The following is a 19,174-nucleotide window of genomic DNA, read 5'->3' as shown; positions in this document are numbered from 1 at the left end:
CGCAGTGGACGTATCGAAATCGCGCCCCACGTAACCTCTTCCCGTGCCAGCCTCCCGCCTGCATCGCGTCGCCGTCCTTGTGCTTGAGGGTGCGAAGCCGCTCGACGTCGGAATTCCCGCGCAGGTCTTCACGACCCGCGCGAGCATGCCGTACGAGGTGCGGGTGTGCGGGGCGGCACCCGGGCTCGTGACCGGTGGCGACGGCCTCGCGTACTCCGTCGCCCACGGCCTCGACGCGCTTGCGTGGGCCGACATCGTCTTCGTCCCCGGCTACCGGTTCCCGGACCGCGACGACCCGCCGCGGGCCGTCGTCGAGGCGCTGATCGCCGCCCATGACCGGGGCGCGCGGCTCGCCGCCATCTCGACGGGCGCCTTCGCGCTCGCCGCCACGGGCCTGCTCGACGGCAGACGCGCCACGACGCACTGGCACTACACGCGGGCCCTCATGGCCAGGCACCCGCTCGTCCAGGTCGACGAGAACGTCCTGTTCGTCGACGAGGGCAGCGTGCTCACCTCGGCCGGCGCCGCCTCCGGCATCGACCTGTGCCTGCACATCCTGCGCGGCGACCTCGGAGTGGCCGCGTCCAACCACGCGGCCCGGCGTCTGGTCGCGGCCCCCTACCGCAGCGGCGGCCAGGCCCAGTACGTGCCGCGCAGCGTCCCCGAGCCGCTCGGCGAGCGGTTCGCGGTCACCCGTGAGTGGGCGCTGCACCGGCTCGGCGATCCCCTCACTCTCGACATACTGGCGCGGCAGGCGGGGGTCTCGCCGCGCACGTTCTCCCGGCGCTTCGTCGAGGAGACCGGCTATACGCCGATGCAGTGGGTGATGCGCGCCCGCATCGACCTGGCCCGCGAACTGCTCGAACGCTCGCAGCGCAGCGTCGAACAGATCGCCACCGACGTGGGGCTCGGTACGGGTGCGAACCTGCGCCTGCACTTCCAGCGCATCCTCGGCACCACACCGAGCGAGTACCGGCGCACCTTCACCCGGGGCGAGTGACCGCCCGGCAGGGTGTGGCCGATGGGGTGTGGCGGGATCCTTTTGAACCATGGCGATCCCGCCACTGTCAGAGGCGCCGGCCGCGGGCGAGCCTGGTCTGGAAGGGTCTGGAAGGGAAGGGACACCACTCATGACTCGCATCGCCATCAACGGATTCGGCCGCATCGGACGCAATGTGCTGCGCGCACTGCTGGAGCGCGACAGCGCCCTCGAGATCGTCGCCGTCAACGACCTCACGGAGCCCACCACTCTCGCCCGGCTGCTCGCCTACGACAGCACGGCCGGCCGGCTCGGGCGCCCGGTGACCGTCGACGGGGACGCCCTCGTCGTCGACGGCCGTCGGATCACGGTGCTGGCCGAGCGCGAGCCGGCGCAGCTGCCGTGGGCCGAACTCGGCGTCGACATCGTCCTGGAAGCCACCGGCCGCTTCACCTCGGCCAAGGCCGCCCGGGCCCACCTCGACGCGGGCGCCCGCAAGGTGCTCGTCAGCGCGCCGTCGGACGGCGCCGACGTCACGCTCGCGTTCGGGGTCAACACCGACGCCTACGACCCGGCCGTGCACACGATCGTCTCGAACGCCTCCTGCACCACCAACGCGCTCGCGCCGCTGGCCGCCGTCCTCGACGAACTCGCCAGTATCGAGCACGGGTTCATGACGACGGTGCACGCCTACACACAGGAGCAGAACCTGCAGGACGGCCCGCACCGCGACGCCCGTCGCGCCCGAGCCGCCGGCATCAACATCGTGCCGACCACGACCGGCGCCGCCAAGGCGATCGGCCTGGTGCTGCCCAACCTCGACGGCAAGCTGTCGGGCGACTCGATCCGCGTACCGGTGCCGGTGGGCTCGATCGTCGAACTCAACACGACGGTCGCCCGCGACGTGACACGCGACGACGTGCTGACGGCCTACCGCACGGCGGCGGAGGGCCCGCTGGCAGGCGTCCTCGAATACTCGGAGGACCCGCTGGTGTCGTCGGACATCGTGGGCAACCCCGCCTCGTCGATCTTCGACTCGGCCCTCACGCGCGTCGAGGGCCGCCACGTCAAGGTGGTCGCCTGGTACGACAACGAGTGGGGTTTCTCGAACCGCGTGATCGACACACTCGAACTCCTCGCGACCCGCTGACCGGACCGCCCAGAACCTAACGGCCTAGGAGCTCCAGTCAGCGGGGGCGAGCGGCACTGAGCGGCCGGCGGCGTGATCGTGAAGGCGCTGGGTCAGTTCTGGAAGGTCGTACTTGATCGTCACCCGCCGTCGCCGCTCGCGGCCGGAGTCTGCGACCCATCGCGGGCGCCGACGACTGCGCAGGAGCATAGAAGCGGGGTTCGGACATCGAGGCATCGATGACTCCCTCGGTCACAAGTGGCATGGCACACTTTTGCAAGCAGGTGCTTGCAAAAGTTAGCGCGGGTGGGGCAAGGTAGGGGTATGGCATCGCTCAACGTCGGCAATCTCGGTGAGTACCTGCGCGAGCAGCGGCGCAACGCGCAGCTGTCGCTCAGGCAGCTCGCCGACGCCGCCGGGGTGTCCAATCCGTATCTGAGCCAGATCGAGCGCGGGCTGCGCAAGCCGAGCGCGGAGGTGTTGCAGCAGGTCGCGAAGGCGCTGCGGATCTCCGCCGAGACGCTGTACGTGCGTGCCGGCATCCTCGACGCCGAGCGGGACCTGGTCGAGGTGGAGACGCGTGCCGTCATCCTCGCCGATCCCACGCTGAACGAGCGGCAGAAGCAGGTGCTGCTCCAGATCTACGAGTCCTTCCGCAAGGAAAACGGGTTCGAGATCGGCACAGCCGGCGAGGACGGCATAGATACGCCGGGCTCTCAGGACAGTGACACCGCCGTGAGCGGCACCCGCACGACCGACGGCAGCGACGCCGACCCGCAGCAGACGGCCAGTTGAGCGAGAAGCTGATCACCAGGGTGACCACCAAAGTGAGCAGCAAGAACGCGACAACCGGCAAAACGCCCGCGGAAACCAAAACCCTCAGCTGAAAGCGACCCGGGAGGTCCACCCTCATGGCCATCACCGACGACCTGCGCAAGACCCTCAGCGACCCGACCCCGCTCTACTTCGCCGCCGGCACCGCCGATCTGGCCCTCCAGCAGGCCAAGAAGGTGCCCGGCCTGGTCGAGCAGCTGCGCGCCGAGGCGCCGGCCCGCATCGAGGCCGTACGGGGCACCGACCCCAAGGCGGTCCAGGAGAAGGCCGCGACCCGTGCCAAGGAGGCCAGTGCCCGCGTCAAGGAGACGCAGGAGACGCTCCAGGCCAAGGTCACCGAGTTCATCGGCACCCTCGACTCGGACTTCAAGAAGCTCAGCACCAACCTCGACGCCGACCTGAAGAAGTTCGGCGAGAGCGCCCAGGACTTCGCGCTGCGTTCCGTCGGCGTCGCCGCCGAGTACGCCGTCAAGGCCCGCGAGACCTACGAGAAGGTCGCCGAGCACGGCGAGCAGGCCGTGAAGACCTGGCGCGGCGAGGCCGCCGAGGAGATCGAAGAGCTGGCCGTGGCCGTCGAGCCGAAGCCCGAGCCGGTCGAGGTCAAGGAAAAGGAAGAGGAGAAGCCGGCCCCCGCGCCGGCCGCCGAGGCCCAGGCCGCGCCCGCCCCGGCCAAGAAGGCTCCGGCGAAGAAGGCCCCGGCCCGCAAGGCCGCCGCCAAGAAGACGACGCCGCCCGCCAAGTGACACGAACGGGTGATCGGTAACGGGTCGGGCACTCCTGGAGTGCTCGGCCCGTTCTGCGGGTAGCGGGTTTGCGGTTGCGGGTACGGTGACCGCGTAGGGACTATCCGAGTCTGGTGGTGGACGTAGTGCTGATGCAGGGGTTCGTCGGGTTCATGTGGCTGCTGAGCACGGCCCTGACCCTTTTCAGCGGCTTCGCGCTCTTCGACGCCGCCGTGCGTCGCGATGACGCCTATCGCGCGGCCGACAAGCAGACCAAGCCCTTCTGGCTGATCATCCTCGGCATCGCCTTCGTGGTGAGCCTGATCTTCAACATCCTGTCGTTCCTGCCGATCATCGGCCTCATCGCGACCATCGTGTACATGGTCGACGTACGCCCGGCGATCCGCGCCCTCCCGGGCGGCGGCCGCCCCCGCAAGGGCGGAAGCAGCAGCGACGGCCCGTACGGCCCGTACAACGGTGGCCGCTGAAACCACTAGAGGGGCGCGTCAGCGCCCTCTAGGGGCGCGGGGCTGTGTCGATATGCGGCTCCGCCGCGTGGGCGCGACCAGCCACAACGGACCCGCAGTCGGCGCACGACAGACGTTCCAACGGCGACTCCCCGCTCACCCGGTGCGGTCAAGCAGCAGCACTGCCACGTCATCCGTCAGCTCGCCCCCATTGAGCTCCCGCACCTCATTGACCGCCGCCCCCAACAACGCCTCCCCCCGCAACCCCTCGGAGAGCTGGCGTCGAACCATCTCCACCATCCCGTCCTGCCCAAGCCGCTCCCGCCCCTCACCGATCCGCCCCTCGATCAGACCATCGGTGTAGAGCATCAGACTCCACTCGGCCCCCAGCTCCACCTGCATCCGCGGCCAGCGCGCCCCGGTCAGCAGACCAAGGGCAGGCCCGTTGTTGTCGTAGGGCAGAAGTTCCGCGGGCCGCCCAGGACGGGCGATCAGCGGGGCCGGGTGCCCGGCCAGGCACAGGCCCGCGCGCCGCCCGTCCGGCGCGATGTCCACCGTGCACACCGTCGCGAAGATCTCGTCATCGGAGCGCTCATGCTCCAGCACTTGCTGCAACGTGCCGAGCAGCTCGTCCCCGCACAGCCCCGCCAGGGTCAGCGCACGCCAGGCGATCCGCAGCTCCACGCCGAGGGCGGCCTCGTCGGGGCCATGCCCGCAGACGTCGCCGATCATGGCGTGCACGGTGCCGTCGGGCGTGCGGACGGTGTCGTAGAAGTCGCCGCCGAGCAGCGCGCGGGAGCGGCCGGGGCGGTAGCGGGCGGCGAAGCGCAGCGGGGAGCCGTCCAGGAGCGGGGTGGGCAGCAGGCCGCGCTCAAGGCGGGCGTTCTCCTGGGCGCGCAGCTTGGACTCGGTGAGCCGGCGTTCGGCCGTGTCGGAACGTTTCCTCTCAACGGCGTAGCGGATCGCGCGGCTCAGCAGCCGGCCGTCCAGCTCGTCCCGGAAGAGGTAGTCCTGGGCGCCCACGCGCACGGCCTCGGCGCCGCGCTCGGCGTCGCTCGACGCGGTGAGCGCGAGGACGGCGTGCCGGGGGGCGAGCTTCAGCACGTGCTTGAGCACGGCGAGCTCTTCGTCGCCCTCGCCCGCTCGGCCCGGGGCCGGCAGCGCCAGGTCCAGCAGGATGCAGTGGACGTCATCGGTGAGCAGCCGCGCTGCCTCGGTGAGGTTGCGGGCGGTGCGGACACGGATCGGCTTGCCGGTCGGGTCGAGCAGCTCGGGCACGATCGGCGAGCCGCCGGGGTCGTCCTCGATCAGCAGCAGGGTGAGATGACCGCCGACGGCGGTGCTGCCCGTGCTGTTCGTGGCGCCCGGGGCGCTGGTGGCGTTCGAGAAGTTCGCGTTGCTGTTGCTGTCGCTGTTGTCGGCCGTGACTTCTGTGCGCGGGGCCTCATTGCCCGAGGGGCCGCCCACTGTGGACGCGGCCTGCGCCTGACCAGTTTCCACGGCCGGGATCGCTCTCTGCCGCGGTACGGGTACGGGCATCGTTTGAGTTCCTTCCCTCCCCCCGAGGGCACGGTGGGGCGAGGGACCTCGACCCACCGACCGGGACCATAGCGGTAGTCGGCGCCGCAACGGAATGGTGTGAGGCGCGTCGCTCTGCCAACGGCCGCTGTCATATGCCGCGTTCCGTAACGCAGTTGGACAGGGTGGTACGGGACCGGGAATGACGAAGGTCACGTTGGTGGCGTGTTTGGGGGTCGTGGGGCGTGCGCTGAGTCACGTGGCCCAGGTCACCGCGCCGGAGCCGCCCACAATTCCTTACGCATCCGGACGAACCACGCCAAGTATCTCCATCGACCCCGCCCCCGCGAGCGTCACCGTTCGCCCCGGCCGCGGGGCGTGGATGATCGCGCCGTCGCCCACGTACATCGCGACATGGCTGGCATCGTCGAAGTAGATGATCAGGTCGCCGGGCCGCATGTCCTTCACGTCGATGTGCTTGAGCTGGTTCCACTGCTCCTGCGAGGTGCGCGGGATGGCCTGCCCGGCGCTCGCCCAGGCCTGTGAGGTCAGGCCGGAGCAGTCGAACGTCCCCGGCCCCTCGGCGCCCCATTCGTACGGCTTGCCGATCTGGGCCGTCGCGTACTCCACGGCCTTCTTGCCCTCCGCGGACGCCTTGCCGTTGATCTCGTCGAGTATCCCGGAGTCCAGCCACGTGGTCTGTGCCTGGTAGGCGGCCTTCCGCTCCAGCTCGGCGAGACGCTCCTTCTCCTCCTTCTCCAGCTGGGATTCGAGCTTCTCGGCGGCGGCGATCTGCTTCTCGATCTTCTTCTGGGCCGCGGCCCTGGCCTTGCGGTTCTCCTCCAGCTGCGCCCACTGGGCGGAGGCGTCCTTCGCGTACTGCTCCAAGTCCTGCTGGGTACGCGTCATTTCCGCGATCAGGCCCTTGGTCGCGCGCTCGCCCTGGAGTATCCGGCCGGCGCCGTTGAGAAAGGTCTGCGGGTTGTCGCTCAGCATCAACTGGGCCTCGGCCGGCAGTCCGCCGGTGCGGTACTGGGCGCGGGCGGCGGCGCCCACGCGGTCCTGCAACTCGTCCAGCTTCTCCTGGCCCTCGACGATCTTCTGGGCGAGCGCGACGATCTCCGCGGACTGCTTCTCGGCCTTCTCCTCGGCCGCGTTGTAGGCATCCGTGGCGACGGCGGCGTCGTGGTAGAGCGCGTCGAGCTTCTCGCGGACGGCCTCAAGATCCTTGCTGGGCGCGAGAGTCAAGGTCGGGTTCGAGGTCGCGGTCGAGGACGGAGTGGCCGTCGGCGTCGAACTCGGCGTCGGCGTCGGGCTCGCGAACGCCGTGCCGGGTGCCGCCAGCACGGTGACCGCACAGACCACGCTCACGGCAACCGTGATCAGGCCGCGCTTGCCCGCTCCCATATCTCTGCCCCCAAAGCTGATTTACCGTCAGTAACTTACGGACGCCTGGGGGATCGTGCCACGATCACGCACGGAACAACAGAGGCCGTACGAGGTCATACGTGACCGTATCGAGTCAGGGCGCACCCGGACGAGTACTCCCTTCCCCCCTTCCCGCCCCTCCCAAGACGATCTCCCCATCAGTGTGACGAACGACTCGCGGAGATCGTTCCCCGCAGGTCAGAACGGGGCGGAGTATCCCAATTACCCCAGGGATATCGGCGGTTACGAGTACCCGGCCGCGCCGCCGACAGTGGCTACGAGTCCCCGGCCGTACTGCCTGTGGCGGTTGCGACTCCCAGGCCGTACTGCCTAAAGCGGCTACGACTACTCGCCCGCACCCCCGCCGACTACACCCCCGGCGCCAACGCCTCCCACGCCACCGTCACTTCCCCCAGCCGCCAGCGCGCCGGCGAGTCCGTCACCGGCCAGTCCGCCGTAAGGTCCCGCACCGCGCGGATCCACCTCTGGCGGGCGCCGTAGGAGGCGTAGGGCGCGGCGGCGGCCCACGCGCGGTCGAAGTCGCGCAGGAAGGCGTGCACGGGCTCGCCGGGGACGTTGCGGTGGATGAGCGCCTTCGGGAGCCGTTCGGCGAGGTCGGACGGGCGCTCCAGGGAGCCGAGTCGGGCCGCGAAGGTGACTGTCCGCGGCCCCTCCGGACCGAGCGCGACCCACACATGCCGCCGCCCGATCTCGTCGCACGTCCCCTCGACCAGCAGCCCGCCTTGGGATGACTCCGTCGGTCGGGCCAGGCGGCTGCTCAGTCGCTGCCACACCTCGGCGACCTCGGACTCCTCGTACTGCCGCAGCACGTTCGCCGCGCGGATCAGCAGCGGGCGCTGGGGGATCGGGATCTCGAACCCGCCGTGCCGGAAGGCGAGGCCTTCACGTTCGTAGGGCCTCGCTGCCGCGACCCGGGCCGGTTCGATTTCTACGCCCACGACACGCGCGCGTGGCGCGACGGTGCGGAGTCGGGTGAGCAGTTCGACCGCGGTCCAGGGGGCGGCGCCGTAGCCGAGGTCGACCGCCACGGGATCGGTGGCGCGGCGAAGCTCTGCACCGTGCGTGGCCGCGATCCAGCGGTCCATTCGGCGCAGGCGGTTGGGGTTGGTGGTCCCGCGCGTCACTGTTCCCACGGGGCGGGATGCGCGGGCTGCCATGGGTACGAGGGTATGCGGGCCGGTGTCGCGTATGCGCACGCATCCCATCCTCGAACGGTTGAGCGATGACCGGTAATGATTAGGCAAAGCCATGTAAGCAGGAATGGGAATGGCGCCCTCCGACGTTGCACAGCCTTGGAGGGCGCCCCCAGGCCCTCCGACAGGCATGCCCGGAGCAAGGAGGACGCCACGTGAGCCAGTACGTCAGCAGGCTCGGGCGTCGCTCCCAGGGAACGGCGACACCCTCGCGGCTCAGGCTCCCGCACCGCCGCCCCCGCCGCGTGGCGATGCTCTCCGTGCACACCTCACCGCTCCACCAGCCGGGCACCGGCGACGCCGGCGGCATGAACGTCTACATCGTCGAGCTCGCGCAGCGCCTCGCCGCAATCAACATCGAGGTCGAGATCTTCACGCGCGCGACGACGGCCGCACTCCCGCCGTCGGTCGAACTCGCGCCGGGCGTCCTGGTCCGCCACGTGGACGCGGGCCCCTACGAAGGGCTGGCGAAGGAGGACCTCCCGGCCCAGCTGTGCGCCTTCACACACGGCGTGATGCAGGCCTGGGCCGGCCACCGCCCCGGCTACTACGACCTGGTCCACTCCCACTACTGGCTCTCCGGCCACGTCGGCTGGCTCGCCGCCCAGCGCTGGGGCGCCCCCCTGGTACACGCCATGCACACGATGGCCAAGGTCAAGAACGCCAACCTGGCCGACGGCGACACCCCCGAGCCGGCCGCCCGCGTCATCGGCGAGACCCAGATCGTCGCGGCCGCCGACCGCCTCATCGCCAACACGGCCGAAGAGGCCGACGAGCTCGTACGGCACTACGCCGCCGAGCGCGCCAAGGTCGCCGTAGTCCACCCGGGCGTGAACCTCGACCGCTTCCGCCCGGCCGACGGCCGCGCCGCAGCCCGCGCCCGCCTGGGCCTCCCGCAGGACGCGGTGATCCCGCTCTTCGCGGGCCGAATCCAGCCCCTCAAGGCCCCCGACATCCTCCTCCGTGCCGTCGCCGCCCTCCTCGACGAGCGCCCCGACCTGCGCGGCAACATCGTCGTACCGATCGTCGGCGGCCCCAGCGGCAGCGGCCTGGCCAAGCCCGAGGGCCTGCAGAAACTGGCGGCCCGCCTCGGCATCGCGGACGTCGTACGATTCCGCCCGCCCGTCGGCCAGGACCAGCTCGCGGACTGGTTCCGAGCCGCGTCGGTCCTGGTCATGCCCTCCTACAGCGAGTCCTTCGGCCTGGTCGCCATAGAGGCCCAGGCGGCCGGCACACCGGTCCTCGCGGCAGCGGTCGGCGGCCTCCCGGTGGCCGTACGCGACGGCGAGACCGGCTTCCTGGTCCAGGGCCACAATCCGTCCGACTACGCGCGCGTGCTGAGCCAAGTCGCCGACGACCCGGCCCTCCCGTCCCGCATGGGCGCGGCCGCGGCCCGCCACGCACAATCGTTCGGCTGGGACACGGCGGCAGCCGCGACGGCCGACGTCTACACGGCCGCCATGCACGCCCACAGGCGTCGCGTACGCTCCCACCATGGGTGAAGCAGAGCAGAGGGCGGCGCAGGTCATCGAGGGTTTCCTCAAGGGCGCCGAGCTGGAGTGGGAGAGCCCGGACGCGGGGAACTACGTGGTGAAACTCCCCGGCACCCGCAAACTGTCAACGACGGTTTCCCTCCTGGTCGGCCGCCACTCCCTCTCCCTGAACGCCTTCGTCATCCGCCACCCCGACGAGAACGAACCGGGCGTCCACCGCTGGCTCCTGGAACGCAACCTCAAGCTCTACGGCGTGAGTTACGCGGTGGACCAGCTCGGTGACGTGTACGTCACCGGCAAGCTCCCCCTGGCCGCCGTCACCACCGACGAGATCGACCGCATCCTCGGCCAGGTCCTGGAGGCGGCGGACGGCGCCTTCAACACACTCCTGGAACTGGGCTTCGCTACGGCGATCCGCAAGGAGTACGAGTGGCGGGTGTCCCGGGGCGAGTCGACGCGCAACCTGGACGCGTTCGCGCATCTGACACGGCCGTCGGCCGACTGATCCCGACTCCCGCCGATCCTCCGGACCTCAGAGGCCCGCGCTGTTCCGGTAATGCCCCGGGGTCACCCCCACCAGCTTCTTGAAGTGCCGGGTGAGATGCGCCTGGTCGAAGAATCCGGTGGCCGCCGCCACGTCACCCGGCGAGCGCCCCTCCAGCAGCAGGCGCCGGGCCAGGTCGACGCGTCGGGAGTTCAGATACTGGTGCGGTGCGATGCCGTAAGCCCCGCTGAACGCCCGTACAAGATGCGCCGGATGGGCCTGCACCAACCCCGCGGCCTCCTCCAGCGACAGCCCTTCGACGACGCGTTCGTCGAGGAGCTCCCGCAGCCGACGTGCGAGGCCGGGATCGCGGCGGGCGTGTTCCAGTTCCAGCCGGGGCCGCAACAGCGCACGCACCCGCCCGCCGATCAGTGTCAGGCGACTCTCGGCCTCCAACTCCTCGCCGGGCCGGCTGAGCGCCGTGTGCAACTGCCCAACCCGCAGCCGCAGTACGGGATCCCGCAGATCGGGGCCGTCGACGGCGGCCCCGATGAGGTCGTCGCCGAGATGCGTGGAGTCGAGGTAGACGACCCGCTTCCGGAATCCGTCCGGCGTGACCGGCGAGCCGTTGTGCGGAACGTGCGGTGGCAGCAGGGACACCGTGTCGTGCGGGGTGCCGTGCTCATGCCGGTCGAGGTCGTACCGTACGGCGCCGTCGTCCACGATGAGCAACGTCCACGCCTCATGTACGTGCATCGGGTAGGCGTACCCGGTGAAGTGCGCGTGGAAGACCTCCACGACACCCGGGACGGCCGGGCGCCAGGCGGAGACTTCCTGCCGGGCGGCCATGCAAAGAACGTACAAGACGACGCCGTACGACGGACGGCAGTCTCGGTGCATGAGCAGCATGAACACCACGAGCACTGAACCGATTCGCTTCGACACCAAGATCGCCGTCCTGCTGCGGGAGGACCTGGAGCCCTGGCAACGGCTGAACGTCACCGCATTCCTCGTGAGCGGCCTCGGTACGGCGACCCCCGAGGTGATCGGCGCCCCCTACGAGGACGCCGACGGCATCCCCTACCTCCCGATGTTCCGCCAGCCGGTCCTGGTCTTCGAGGGCACGAAGGAGCTGTTGAAGTCGGCCCACGCGCGCGTGCTGTCCCGTGGGCTGCCTCGCGCGATCTTCACGTCGGACCTGTTCACCACGGGCAACGACCGCGACAACAGGGCGGCGGTACGGGCCGTGGGGACGGGGGAGTTGGACCTGGTGGGGGTGGCGGTGTACGGGCCGCGGAACGCGGTGGACAAGGTGATGAAGGGGGCGCGGATGCATCCGTGAGCGAGCGACGTAGCGCCTTCCGCCTCACATTGTCAGGTGTGAAGTCGCATGGTCCCGGCAGTCTCGCGGAGATCACGCTTCGTCCATGGCCACCGCGTTCGTCAGGGCCTTCTTCCAGGCCAGCGTCAGCCGGTGTATCTCGTCGTTGCCGAGTTCCCTCGCCTGCTCTCTGGCCACCGGGAGTAACGTGACCTGGATTCTTGTCAGTTCCTCCGACTGCATGGCCAGTTCCGCGAGGATCCTTGCGCTGCGGTCCGTGCCGGTGAGCAGCGGAGCCCAGCGAGCGATGACGGATCGGAAACCGTGAGAGAGGCCGCGCAGTAGCGAATACGCGGCGATCAACCAGTCAGGGCCCCTGGTGAGAATCTCCAGTCTCTGTTCCGCGGAAGGCGCCCCTGAAACCCCGTTGATCACCAGGTGCTCCCCGACCTCCGGCAGACCATTGCGCGCCAGGGCGAGTTCCCCGCTGTTCCCCGCTCTATCTGGTGCGCTTGTGGTGCGGTGGTCCCATCTTCGTTTGGCGCCGTCGACGCCTCGGCTTGGCCGTACAGGTCGGCGCGGACGTGATCCTTGGTCGCTTCAAGCGGTGCAGCGTAGTCGGGCATGAAGATTTCGCTCAGCGTAGTGTCCAACGTTCCTGAGATCGCGTAGATCGGTGACCAGACGGCTCGGTCGCGCACGATGCCCTTGAGGTCGTCGCACTGGAACATCACCTGGTACAGCCAGTCGGGCAGCACAGTCCGCTTCAGCGCATCAGTCTCAGTCGCGTAGGGTGGCGCCGCGTCTTGGTCATCCGCTCTCGGACGTGCTCCGGCGGCAACTCTGCCGCGAGTCGGGCCAGTTCTTCGAAGATCGACAGATACGTTCCGCCGCCCTCGCCCCGCAACTCCCGCTCTCGCTCCACGAACGGCCGGACAGCCTGCCAGACCGAGGTGATCCGGGTCCGCAGGACCGTGACCAGCAGGGTTTCGTCGAGCAGCCCGAAGACTGCGAGGTTAGCGAAGGACTGGTAGTAGTAGACAACGCTGTAGAGCGCCGCCTTGGCCTCACCTGGCAACCCGCGGACTCCGGCCTCCGGGTCGTGCTCCACTCCCAGGCGCGTGCACACGTAGTCGTGCTGCTCGTGAAACTCGACGGACCGGAACTCGGCGAGCAGGTCGACCATCACCGATATGTGATTGCCGTGCTGCGCGATGCGGGCCTGCCGCGCGCTGAACACGATGGAGGTCACCACTGCCACGACGGCGATGGCCGTGGTCACGACGTTGAAGACGACAGAACTGTCCATCCAGTCACCGTATGGACCCTTCACCCCGAGCGCATGCCCGATAAGGCCTCGAATTGCGTCACACGCCTGGGTTTTCGTCGCGGCCGCGCATGCTCCTGTTGCAGCAGGTGTGCTGACCAAGGGCGATGGAGGTGACCCAGCAGCCATCCGCGGCAGCGCGACCGGCTCTTGAAGGGACGACGGGCCTTACAGAGCGCCTTCACCATGCAGCTCGATCTTGGCAGCGAGGACGAAGCGTGTTTCTGCCTCACCGAATTGACGAACGGCATCGAGGTACGAGCTCCGTTCTGGCACGAGAATGGCACGGTCCCACGGTGGCGGTGAGGCAACTGACTTATGTCGCGCCCGGGCGGGGCTTTCGCTGTCCGGCCTGGTGTTCACTAGGCGCATGACGGTCGGGTCAGAGCAGCACCCCTTGAGAAGTGCGATCTCTGCCCTCAGCGATGCTGTCTTCGGAGATCTTCGACGGTCTCCCCTCGGCTGGGCTGGCGTACGGGCGTGGGAAGCCGCTCACGGCATCGAGCTACCAGAGCCCTACCGTACGTTCGTCGCGGAGGTTTCCAACGGTTCGTCGGAGGGTGCATCCATGGCTCACCGGCTCCTTCCGTTGGGAAACCTGCCTGAGAACTGGCAGAGCTGGAAGGCCGATTGTTGGCTCAGCCCCGAACCATTCGATGGAACGACTGAGCGCAATTTCACCGAGCCGTTCCCGCTGGCGGAGGAGTGGCAGTGGGAGTACGACTACTACGACCACGATGAGCACTCACCTCTACTCCACGGCATCTATCAGAGCGGCTCGGTTCTCCTGGGTGGCAACCGCGACTGCGAGTTCTGGGTACTCGTGGTCACGGGGTCTCAGCGAGGCCGGGTCTGGTGGCTGGGGGATGGATGCGCGGCTCCGTACGCGGATGCGGGGCAGGAAAACGAGCCTGAGGCCGACTTCGTGGCCTGGTTCCAGGAGTGGCAAGCCGACCGAGGCTGGTGGTCCGAACACGTCGACGGGTAGGTCTCATCGGGCGGTTGCCTGATCTGATCGGCCGAAGGGCCTGCTCTGACGGGCAGGCCCATGTACTCGGGCTTCTGATCCGTAGCTCTAGCCGGATCGGCCAGCGACGTTTCGGCCGCTACCAAGCCACAGAGGGACGCTACCGGATGCGGGCAATTAATGGGATTGCGGTACCTGGCTGCTTTATCGCAAGATCCAAACGGGGGTGACTATGGAACGGCACGTGCTGGAATCGCTGTTGGCCGGTGACGACGAGGCGTCCGTGATAGCTCTGGCCACCCTCCGCAGCGGCGCCACCTATTGGGTGGGGGACCAAGCACAACCCGCAGGCCAGCATGCCGGAGTCTTCAAGCGCCGACTTCAGCGCATGCGGATGCACAGATTCGAACCTCTTGGGCTGGAACGAGCAGTGCAGCTCGTTCGCGAACATGACCGGCCCGTGCGCACAGGGTTTATCGATGCTGCCGATCGGACATGGACCACCCTGCTCTTCCTCACCGAGGACGGCAGCGCACTAGTGGCCTGCGCCGGCTGGCCGCTGCCGCTGGTTGTCAGGAAGCCACCGCGTTAGGAGTTCGACGATCTTCTCTTGAACCTGTAATGAAGGTTGTAACTCAGTCGGTAGTGCGGGGCTGTCCTACTTCGTTTGGTGCTTGACGCAGTGGCCTTGCTGGACGCTGGGGTCTGCTGCGAGGCGCGATGGCTTGAACCGCCACACGCCCGGCATTCGCTAAAGGGGGGCAGTTCACGAGGTCCGGTGACGGAGCCAACGTTCGGAGGCTTTGAAGAGCCGGGCGGTCCAGGCGTCCGGCCGGTCGCCCGCGATCTCCCTCCACATCGCGACGTTGGCGTCGGCGAAGGCGGTCACCGCAATGGGGGGAGCGGTGGGCCAGGCGGGGACTTGTGTGGCCTGGGTTTCTGCCTGTTCGGGGGTGTGGCCGGAGGCGATGAGCCAGATGATCCAGTAGGCGGGGTCGAGCCAGGGGGCGCCTCGGGTTGCCCAGCCCCAGTCGACGAGGTGGGCGTGGTCGTGGGTGATGAGGACGTTGTGGTTGTTCCAGTCGGTGTGGAGCAGGGCGTCGCCCTTGAAAGCTTCCGCGTCGGCGGGGTTGTCGACGTAGCCCGACAGGCGTTGTTCGGCTCGGCGGAGTTCGATGTCGGGACACGGGGTTTCGCCGAGCAGGCGTAGAACTTTCACGACTTTGGGGAGGTCGGGTGAGCCGGGGCTGTAGTCGGCGTGGTGGCCGTCGACGGTTTCGAAGCCGAGGATGTCCCAGCCGTCGGCGATGACGTGGAAGAGCAGGGCCGGGGCGAGCGGTGTGACGTAGGGGTTGATGTCGGCTTCGCGTTGCTGGGTCCAGATCCAGCGGTGTTCTGTAGGGAGCCCCTTGAGGAACACCGTGCTGTCGGCGGTGCGCATGCGGACGGAGAGCGCGCTGTTGAGGCCGGCGGAGACTGTCTTGGCTTGGAGGATCGGTCCTGTCTGCGCCTCGATCGCGGTGCGGACTTGGGTGGGAAGGTCGTCGTAGTCGACGGAGGACACGGCCATGGCGGTCAGGTTTCCAGAGGAGTGGAGGGGAGGGGTCCTGCGGCGCCGGGCGATGCCGCAGGACCCCTCCCAGCGTGGGTCAGTTGTACGGGTTGTCGTCGCCGCAGCCGGGCTGGGCGGCCTGGGCGAAAGCGTCCAGGTCTTCGATCAGTTCGATGAGGAGGTCGCCCTCCTCGGCCTCGGCAGGACGGATGGGCGCGATCTCGATGTCCACCAGTGCCATTGAGCTTCAGCTCCTTGTCTGTGTGTGTTGGCAGTAGCTGTTCAGTGGTGCCTTCGCGTCCTGGTAGACCTTGGCCAGCGGCCTGCAGACCCGGCAGGTGCCGGCGAGTTGGCAGCCGGAGCAGCCACCGGTGCGAAGCATCAGGGAGTCGGCGATGCCGCCCAGGCGGGCGAGGCCCCCGACTCCTTCGGTCGTGAGGGGGATGGCGTCGTCGCGACCGACCTTGCAGATCGATGCCATGCCGTGCGGGTCGACGTGGAAGAACGTATGGCCGGCGTTGCAGCCCCGGAACGGCTCACGGTCGGCCAGGAGGTCGGGGGCCTGGGAGGCGAGGGTCTCGGCTCCGCCGTAGATCGTCGGGGACATGTGCGTGTACTCGCGGTACGGCAGCTCGTAGCGGTCGGCGAAGGCGCGCATCGCGTTGGCCTCGTGGGCGTTGTGGCGCGTGATGATCAGCGCCAGATCGAGGGGCAGAGCGGCTTCGTGGGCGGCGTTCAGGCCCTTGAGGAACATGCGGTACGCGCCCTTGCGGCGGGTCAGACCGTCGTAGGAGTCGGCGGTGGCTCCGTACATGCTGATCGTGATCCGGTTCGGGCGGCGGCGTGTCAGCAGGGTCAGGTTCTTTGGAGCCGCGAGGCGGGAGCCGTTGGTGAGGATCTCCACGAGCATGCCGAGTTCGTGGGCCATCCGGTACGTCTCCGGGAAGAGCTTGTCGATCATCGGCTCGCCGCCGGTGAGTTGGAGCCACAGAACTCCGGCGGCCTGGATGGTGCGCAGGAGGTGTTCGCGGTCGGGCCATTCGAGGCCTGCGAACTGTTTCAGGCCCAGATAGCAGTGCTCGCAGTCGTAGTTGCAGCCCAGGTTCAGCTCGTAGGAGGCGCGGGCGTACTGGATAGGGGAGGGCAGCCGGACGTGGACCGCCTTGTCGAGCACCTTGCCCGCGAGATCCACGGCCCAGGTGCGGCGCGCGACGTTGACCAGCCAGGTCGGAACCTCAGGAGAAGGGCGCGGGCCCTGGGCGTGGTCGAGTTGGTGGTCCATGAGGGTGCGGTAGCGGTCGAAGGGGAGGCGGACGGCCTTTCCGCTGCCTGCGCGGACCAGCAGGTGGTGTTCGAGGAACGGGGTGGCGATCAGCTCGTGCATCGGTCCCCTCCTTCGGGAAGCCGAGGAGCAGGCAGGCCCGGACGGTCTTGCCCAGCTGTCATGGCGCAGCCTCCAGAAGTGGGGGTTGGTCAACGTGCGCGGCCGTCGTGGACCTGATTGATCGGCTGCACCACACCCACTTGCCTCTACGGCGTCCCCGCGTACGCCATCCCCAGTTGTCCGAGCACGCCTGGACCAGGGCTAATCCGCGGCCGGACTCCTCACCGGCGGACTGCTGACGCAGGGCTGGCAGTTGGGGAGAGGCATCGGCGACCTCAACCAGGATCGTGTCGTCGCGCTGCCGAAGAACCATCACGATGGGTCCCTCGCCGTGCTGCACGGCGTTGGTCACGAGCTCCGACACGATCAGGGCGATGTCGTCGGCCAGGTCGGGCAGGCCCCATGAGGTCATGGCGTCGCGTGCCGTCCTGCGCGCTCTGGACACCGCGCGCGGGTTGGATTCCAGAGGTGTCGCGAGCGCTCGGAAGCCGCGGCCCTCCGGCACGTTCGGTGTGGGGATCGCCATCATTCCCACCTGCGCAGTGCTTCTTGGACCCGTCGTACGGTCCTGGTGCCGGAGCTGAAACCGCCCTCCGCGACTTCACCGGCTTCCTGCGACCGTGCGGGCAGGGGGTGGGGCCGGACGTATGGCCGGACGGGGAGCGGCAGTCTGCCCTGGAGGGCAGGTGGTGGGCTTTCCTGCGTCACGGCGGGGCTCCTTGGGAAGAGACGGGCATGCTCGAACGGGACTCGCCAGCACCGCGTACGTCGTTGGTGATGGCGTCCTCGCGTTCGGCGATGGCGATCAGAGTGGTGCCCGGACGGATGTCGTCGCCATGCCCCAGCAAGTAGCGTCCAGCGCTCTTCCGGGTGACGGATCGAGCGCGCGGGTAGCGTCGAAGTGTCGTCTGTGCCAAGGGTGTTGTGTGCGCGAGCAGTGGCGGTGTCCCCTGCCAGCGAGAGAGCCGCCGGTGCAGAGCCGAGAGCGGTGGTCAGTGGTCTTCCGTGGCCGAGAGGGGCCGACGATGGATGAACGTCCCAAGACGCTGCTCAAAGCGCTGGTGTCCCAACGCCACTGGCGTTACGGGGACTTCGTGGGCCACTTCACCCGCACCGCCGAGCAGGTCGTCAAGAAGGGCACCCGGAACCCGACGATCTCCGAGGCGCAGTTCCGCCGCTGGACCGCGGGAACCATCAGGACTCTGCCCGGCCCGGACGCCTGCCGGGTGCTGGAGGAGATCTTCGGCGTCAGCGCCGCTGCCCTGTTCCAGGCGCCTCCCTCGCCCGAGTCACCCGCACCCGCGTTCAGCCTGAAAGATGAGATCGACATGACCGCACGCGACGCATCCAGCGAGGCCGGCGCTGCCGCCTCCGCGTCCATTTCCGACACCACCCTCGATCAGCTGCGCGACGACGTCGCCGAACTCGCCCGCCGATACCACTCTTTCTCGGCGTTCGAAGTCCTCCAAAATGCACGCAAGTTGAGGGAGGAAGCAGAGCAGCATCGTGACCGCACACAGGTTCCTGCCCAGCAGCAAGACCTGCTGATCATCGCTGGTCAAGCCTGCGCACTGCTGTCTGCGGCGGCTTTCGACCTCGGTTCCCTCGACGGTGCCACCCGCCTGGCGCGTGCCGCCTCCCTGTACGGCGAGACCGCCCGTTTCACACCGTTGCGGGCCTTCGCCGGAGGCGCCCTCGCCTACATCGCCTACTTCTCCGGCCGCCCCGCCGAAGCGGCGCAGATCGCCCAGCGCGCGCGGATGTTCACCGGACTCGGCGATGTCGCACGCCGCCGTCTGTCGGCCATTGAGGCGCGAGCTCACGGACACCGCGGCGACGCGGCTTCGGCCCAGCAGGCGCTCAACGTCTCACAGCAAGACGGCCGCGGGGAGATCGACGAACTGCACGACGGCGTGGCCGGCGAGTTCGGTTTCCCCGACGAACGGTTGGCCATGTCCAACAGCTCGACCTGCCTGCTGCTCGGTGATGGCGAGCAGGCGGAGGCCACGGCCCGCACCGCACTTGAGCTGGTGACCAGCAAGCCCGAGGCACTGCGCTCCGTGCGGGTCGTGGGCGGCGCGGCAGCGGATCTGGCCGCGGCCCGGCTGCTGAGCGGCGATCTCGACGGAGCGGTCGACGCCCTCGAACGCGTCTGGATCGTCCCCGGCGAGCAACGCGCCACCGGCCTGCTGACGCGGACCGCGCGCGTTCGCCGGCAGTTGACCGGCGAACGCTTCCGACGAACGCCGCTCGCCGACGAAATCGGTGAGCGGCTGGAGCACTTCAGCCGACTTGCGGCCCAGCACCAGCTCGGCGCGAGCGCCGGAGCGGTAGCGGCCCTGGAAGGCTGATCCG

The 19,174-nt window shown here is 68.7% G+C and carries 22 protein-coding genes; 11 read left to right on the top strand and 11 right to left on the bottom strand.

The window, feature by feature from the left end:
- The first annotated feature begins 43 nt into the window (after positions 1-43).
- From AC5DRG_RS24565 to AC5DRG_RS24545, 5 genes are all read left to right on the top strand, one after another.
- Complete coding sequence (locus tag AC5DRG_RS24565; protein ID WP_491812791.1) at positions 44-1,000, top strand: GlxA family transcriptional regulator; 957 nt, start codon at positions 44-46, stop codon at positions 998-1,000.
- A gap of 130 nt (positions 1,001-1,130) precedes the next feature.
- Entirely contained in the window at positions 1,131-2,129 is a 999-nt protein-coding gene (gene gap / locus AC5DRG_RS24560; RefSeq protein ID WP_491812790.1) for a type I glyceraldehyde-3-phosphate dehydrogenase, read from the top strand.
- Positions 2,130-2,432: 303 nt separating this feature from the next.
- On the top strand, positions 2,433-2,903 hold the full coding sequence (locus AC5DRG_RS24555; protein ID WP_491812789.1) for a helix-turn-helix domain-containing protein: 471 nt from the start codon (positions 2,433-2,435) through the stop codon (positions 2,901-2,903).
- Between the two features lie 116 nt (positions 2,904-3,019).
- A complete protein-coding gene (locus AC5DRG_RS24550; protein ID WP_491812788.1) occupies positions 3,020-3,685 on the top strand; it encodes a hypothetical protein in 666 nt (221 codons plus the stop codon).
- 131 nt (positions 3,686-3,816) lie between these two features.
- A complete protein-coding gene (locus AC5DRG_RS24545; protein ID WP_491813136.1) occupies positions 3,817-4,152 on the top strand; it encodes a DUF2516 family protein in 336 nt (111 codons plus the stop codon).
- 135 nt (positions 4,153-4,287) lie between these two features.
- Here AC5DRG_RS24545 and AC5DRG_RS24540 read toward each other — a convergent pair whose 3' ends face one another.
- The 3 genes from AC5DRG_RS24540 to AC5DRG_RS24530 all read right to left on the bottom strand — a co-directional run bounded on the left by AC5DRG_RS24540 (position 4,288) and on the right by AC5DRG_RS24530 (position 8,255).
- The gene (locus tag AC5DRG_RS24540; RefSeq protein WP_491812787.1) at positions 4,288-5,670 is read right to left on the bottom strand and encodes a PP2C family protein-serine/threonine phosphatase; all 1,383 of its coding nucleotides are present in this window, start codon (positions 5,668-5,670) and stop codon (positions 4,288-4,290) included.
- A 276-nt stretch (positions 5,671-5,946) separates the two neighbouring features.
- On the bottom strand, positions 5,947-7,056 hold the full coding sequence (locus AC5DRG_RS24535) for a C40 family peptidase (RefSeq protein ID WP_491812785.1): 1,110 nt from the start codon (positions 7,054-7,056) through the stop codon (positions 5,947-5,949).
- Between the two features lie 389 nt (positions 7,057-7,445).
- The gene (locus AC5DRG_RS24530) at positions 7,446-8,255 is read right to left on the bottom strand and encodes a class I SAM-dependent methyltransferase (protein ID WP_491812784.1); all 810 of its coding nucleotides are present in this window, start codon (positions 8,253-8,255) and stop codon (positions 7,446-7,448) included.
- A 191-nt stretch (positions 8,256-8,446) separates the two neighbouring features.
- Here AC5DRG_RS24530 and mshA point away from each other — a divergent pair, with 191 nt between their 5' ends.
- Both mshA and AC5DRG_RS24520 read left to right on the top strand, forming a co-directional pair.
- Positions 8,447-9,793 carry a D-inositol-3-phosphate glycosyltransferase gene (gene mshA, locus AC5DRG_RS24525; protein WP_491812783.1) on the top strand — a complete coding sequence of 449 codons (1,347 nt, stop codon included), beginning with the start codon at positions 8,447-8,449 and terminating at the stop codon, positions 9,791-9,793.
- Entirely contained in the window at positions 9,786-10,289 is a 504-nt protein-coding gene (locus AC5DRG_RS24520) for a type III secretion system chaperone family protein (RefSeq protein ID WP_491812782.1), read from the top strand. Before mshA ends, AC5DRG_RS24520 begins: the two co-directional genes overlap by 8 nt.
- 27 nt (positions 10,290-10,316) lie before the next feature.
- On the opposite strand, the gene AC5DRG_RS24515 is transcribed toward AC5DRG_RS24520, so the two are convergent.
- Complete coding sequence (locus AC5DRG_RS24515) at positions 10,317-11,117, bottom strand: helix-turn-helix transcriptional regulator (RefSeq protein WP_491812781.1); 801 nt, start codon at positions 11,115-11,117, stop codon at positions 10,317-10,319.
- A gap of 49 nt (positions 11,118-11,166) precedes the next feature.
- On the opposite strand from AC5DRG_RS24515, the gene AC5DRG_RS24510 reads away from it, so the two are divergent.
- On the top strand, positions 11,167-11,610 hold the full coding sequence (locus AC5DRG_RS24510; RefSeq protein WP_491812780.1) for a DUF2000 family protein: 444 nt from the start codon (positions 11,167-11,169) through the stop codon (positions 11,608-11,610).
- 72 nt (positions 11,611-11,682) lie between these two features.
- On the opposite strand, the gene AC5DRG_RS24505 is transcribed toward AC5DRG_RS24510, so the two are convergent.
- Genes AC5DRG_RS24505 through AC5DRG_RS24495 form a run of 3 tightly spaced genes read right to left on the bottom strand, consistent with a single transcriptional unit; the run spans position 11,683 to position 12,898 of the window.
- Complete coding sequence (locus AC5DRG_RS24505) at positions 11,683-12,024, bottom strand: hypothetical protein (protein WP_491812779.1); 342 nt, start codon at positions 12,022-12,024, stop codon at positions 11,683-11,685.
- Entirely contained in the window at positions 12,021-12,347 is a 327-nt protein-coding gene (locus AC5DRG_RS24500) for a hypothetical protein (RefSeq protein ID WP_491812778.1), read from the bottom strand. Before AC5DRG_RS24500 ends, AC5DRG_RS24505 begins: the two co-directional genes overlap by 4 nt.
- Before the next feature lie 8 nt (positions 12,348-12,355).
- The gene (locus AC5DRG_RS24495) at positions 12,356-12,898 is read right to left on the bottom strand and encodes a DUF4760 domain-containing protein (RefSeq protein ID WP_491812777.1); all 543 of its coding nucleotides are present in this window, start codon (positions 12,896-12,898) and stop codon (positions 12,356-12,358) included.
- Positions 12,899-13,286: 388 nt separating this feature from the next.
- Between AC5DRG_RS24495 and AC5DRG_RS24490 the strand changes: the two genes are divergently transcribed.
- Together AC5DRG_RS24490 and AC5DRG_RS24485 are read left to right on the top strand one after the other, a co-directional pair.
- Positions 13,287-13,904 (top strand): hypothetical protein, encoded by a 618-nt coding sequence (locus AC5DRG_RS24490; protein ID WP_491812776.1) that lies wholly within the window; start codon positions 13,287-13,289, stop codon positions 13,902-13,904.
- A 223-nt stretch (positions 13,905-14,127) separates the two neighbouring features.
- A complete protein-coding gene (locus AC5DRG_RS24485) occupies positions 14,128-14,475 on the top strand; it encodes a hypothetical protein (protein WP_491812775.1) in 348 nt (115 codons plus the stop codon).
- A 174-nt stretch (positions 14,476-14,649) separates the two neighbouring features.
- Here the strand turns inward: AC5DRG_RS24485 and AC5DRG_RS24480 are convergent, their stop codons facing one another.
- The 4 genes from AC5DRG_RS24480 to AC5DRG_RS24465 all read right to left on the bottom strand — a co-directional run bounded on the left by AC5DRG_RS24480 (position 14,650) and on the right by AC5DRG_RS24465 (position 17,345).
- Positions 14,650-15,453: an aminoglycoside phosphotransferase gene (locus tag AC5DRG_RS24480; RefSeq protein ID WP_491812774.1), complete on the bottom strand. Its 804-nt coding sequence runs from the start codon at positions 15,451-15,453 to the stop codon at positions 14,650-14,652.
- A 79-nt stretch (positions 15,454-15,532) separates the two neighbouring features.
- Positions 15,533-15,676 carry a hypothetical protein gene (locus AC5DRG_RS24475; RefSeq protein ID WP_491812773.1) on the bottom strand — a complete coding sequence of 48 codons (144 nt, stop codon included), beginning with the start codon at positions 15,674-15,676 and terminating at the stop codon, positions 15,533-15,535.
- 6 nt (positions 15,677-15,682) lie between these two features.
- Positions 15,683-16,819: a radical SAM protein gene (locus AC5DRG_RS24470; protein ID WP_491812772.1), complete on the bottom strand. Its 1,137-nt coding sequence runs from the start codon at positions 16,817-16,819 to the stop codon at positions 15,683-15,685.
- A gap of 58 nt (positions 16,820-16,877) precedes the next feature.
- Positions 16,878-17,345 carry an ATP-binding protein gene (locus tag AC5DRG_RS24465; protein WP_491812771.1) on the bottom strand — a complete coding sequence of 156 codons (468 nt, stop codon included), beginning with the start codon at positions 17,343-17,345 and terminating at the stop codon, positions 16,878-16,880.
- A 499-nt stretch (positions 17,346-17,844) separates the two neighbouring features.
- On the opposite strand from AC5DRG_RS24465, the gene AC5DRG_RS24460 reads away from it, so the two are divergent.
- Positions 17,845-19,170 (top strand): NsdA family TPR-like regulatory protein, encoded by a 1,326-nt coding sequence (locus tag AC5DRG_RS24460; RefSeq protein WP_491812770.1) that lies wholly within the window; start codon positions 17,845-17,847, stop codon positions 19,168-19,170.
- The last annotated feature ends 4 nt before the right edge of the window (positions 19,171-19,174 follow it).

This window comes from Streptomyces sp. JLBG701 (assembly GCF_058544905.1).
This window is presented reverse-complemented; position numbering and strand designations above follow the sequence as displayed.

Bases quoted from the DNA above. Each gene is read 5' to 3' on its own strand.
- gap (WP_491812790.1), top strand. From the start codon at position 1,131: ATGACTCGCATCGCCATCAACGGATTCGGCCGCATCGGACGCAATGTG.
- AC5DRG_RS24555 (WP_491812789.1), top strand. From the start codon at position 2,433: ATGGCATCGCTCAACGTCGGCAATCTCGGTGAGTACCTGCGCGAGCAG.
- AC5DRG_RS24550 (WP_491812788.1), top strand. From the start codon at position 3,020: ATGGCCATCACCGACGACCTGCGCAAGACCCTCAGCGACCCGACCCCG.
- AC5DRG_RS24545 (WP_491813136.1), top strand. From the start codon at position 3,817: ATGCAGGGGTTCGTCGGGTTCATGTGGCTGCTGAGCACGGCCCTGACC.
- AC5DRG_RS24540 (WP_491812787.1), bottom strand. From the start codon at position 5,670: ATGCCCGTACCCGTACCGCGGCAGAGAGCGATCCCGGCCGTGGAAACT.
- AC5DRG_RS24535 (WP_491812785.1), bottom strand. From the start codon at position 7,056: ATGGGAGCGGGCAAGCGCGGCCTGATCACGGTTGCCGTGAGCGTGGTC.
- AC5DRG_RS24530 (WP_491812784.1), bottom strand. From the start codon at position 8,255: ATGGCAGCCCGCGCATCCCGCCCCGTGGGAACAGTGACGCGCGGGACC.
- AC5DRG_RS24520 (WP_491812782.1), top strand. From the start codon at position 9,786: ATGGGTGAAGCAGAGCAGAGGGCGGCGCAGGTCATCGAGGGTTTCCTC.
- AC5DRG_RS24515 (WP_491812781.1), bottom strand. From the start codon at position 11,117: ATGGCCGCCCGGCAGGAAGTCTCCGCCTGGCGCCCGGCCGTCCCGGGT.
- AC5DRG_RS24510 (WP_491812780.1), top strand. From the start codon at position 11,167: ATGAGCAGCATGAACACCACGAGCACTGAACCGATTCGCTTCGACACC.
- AC5DRG_RS24495 (WP_491812777.1), bottom strand. From the start codon at position 12,898: ATGGACAGTTCTGTCGTCTTCAACGTCGTGACCACGGCCATCGCCGTC.
- AC5DRG_RS24490 (WP_491812776.1), top strand. From the start codon at position 13,287: ATGACGGTCGGGTCAGAGCAGCACCCCTTGAGAAGTGCGATCTCTGCC.
- AC5DRG_RS24480 (WP_491812774.1), bottom strand. From the start codon at position 15,453: ATGGCCGTGTCCTCCGTCGACTACGACGACCTTCCCACCCAAGTCCGC.
- AC5DRG_RS24475 (WP_491812773.1), bottom strand. From the start codon at position 15,676: ATGGCACTGGTGGACATCGAGATCGCGCCCATCCGTCCTGCCGAGGCC.
- AC5DRG_RS24470 (WP_491812772.1), bottom strand. From the start codon at position 16,819: ATGCACGAGCTGATCGCCACCCCGTTCCTCGAACACCACCTGCTGGTC.
- AC5DRG_RS24465 (WP_491812771.1), bottom strand. From the start codon at position 17,345: ATGGCGATCCCCACACCGAACGTGCCGGAGGGCCGCGGCTTCCGAGCG.
- AC5DRG_RS24460 (WP_491812770.1), top strand. From the start codon at position 17,845: ATGGATGAACGTCCCAAGACGCTGCTCAAAGCGCTGGTGTCCCAACGC.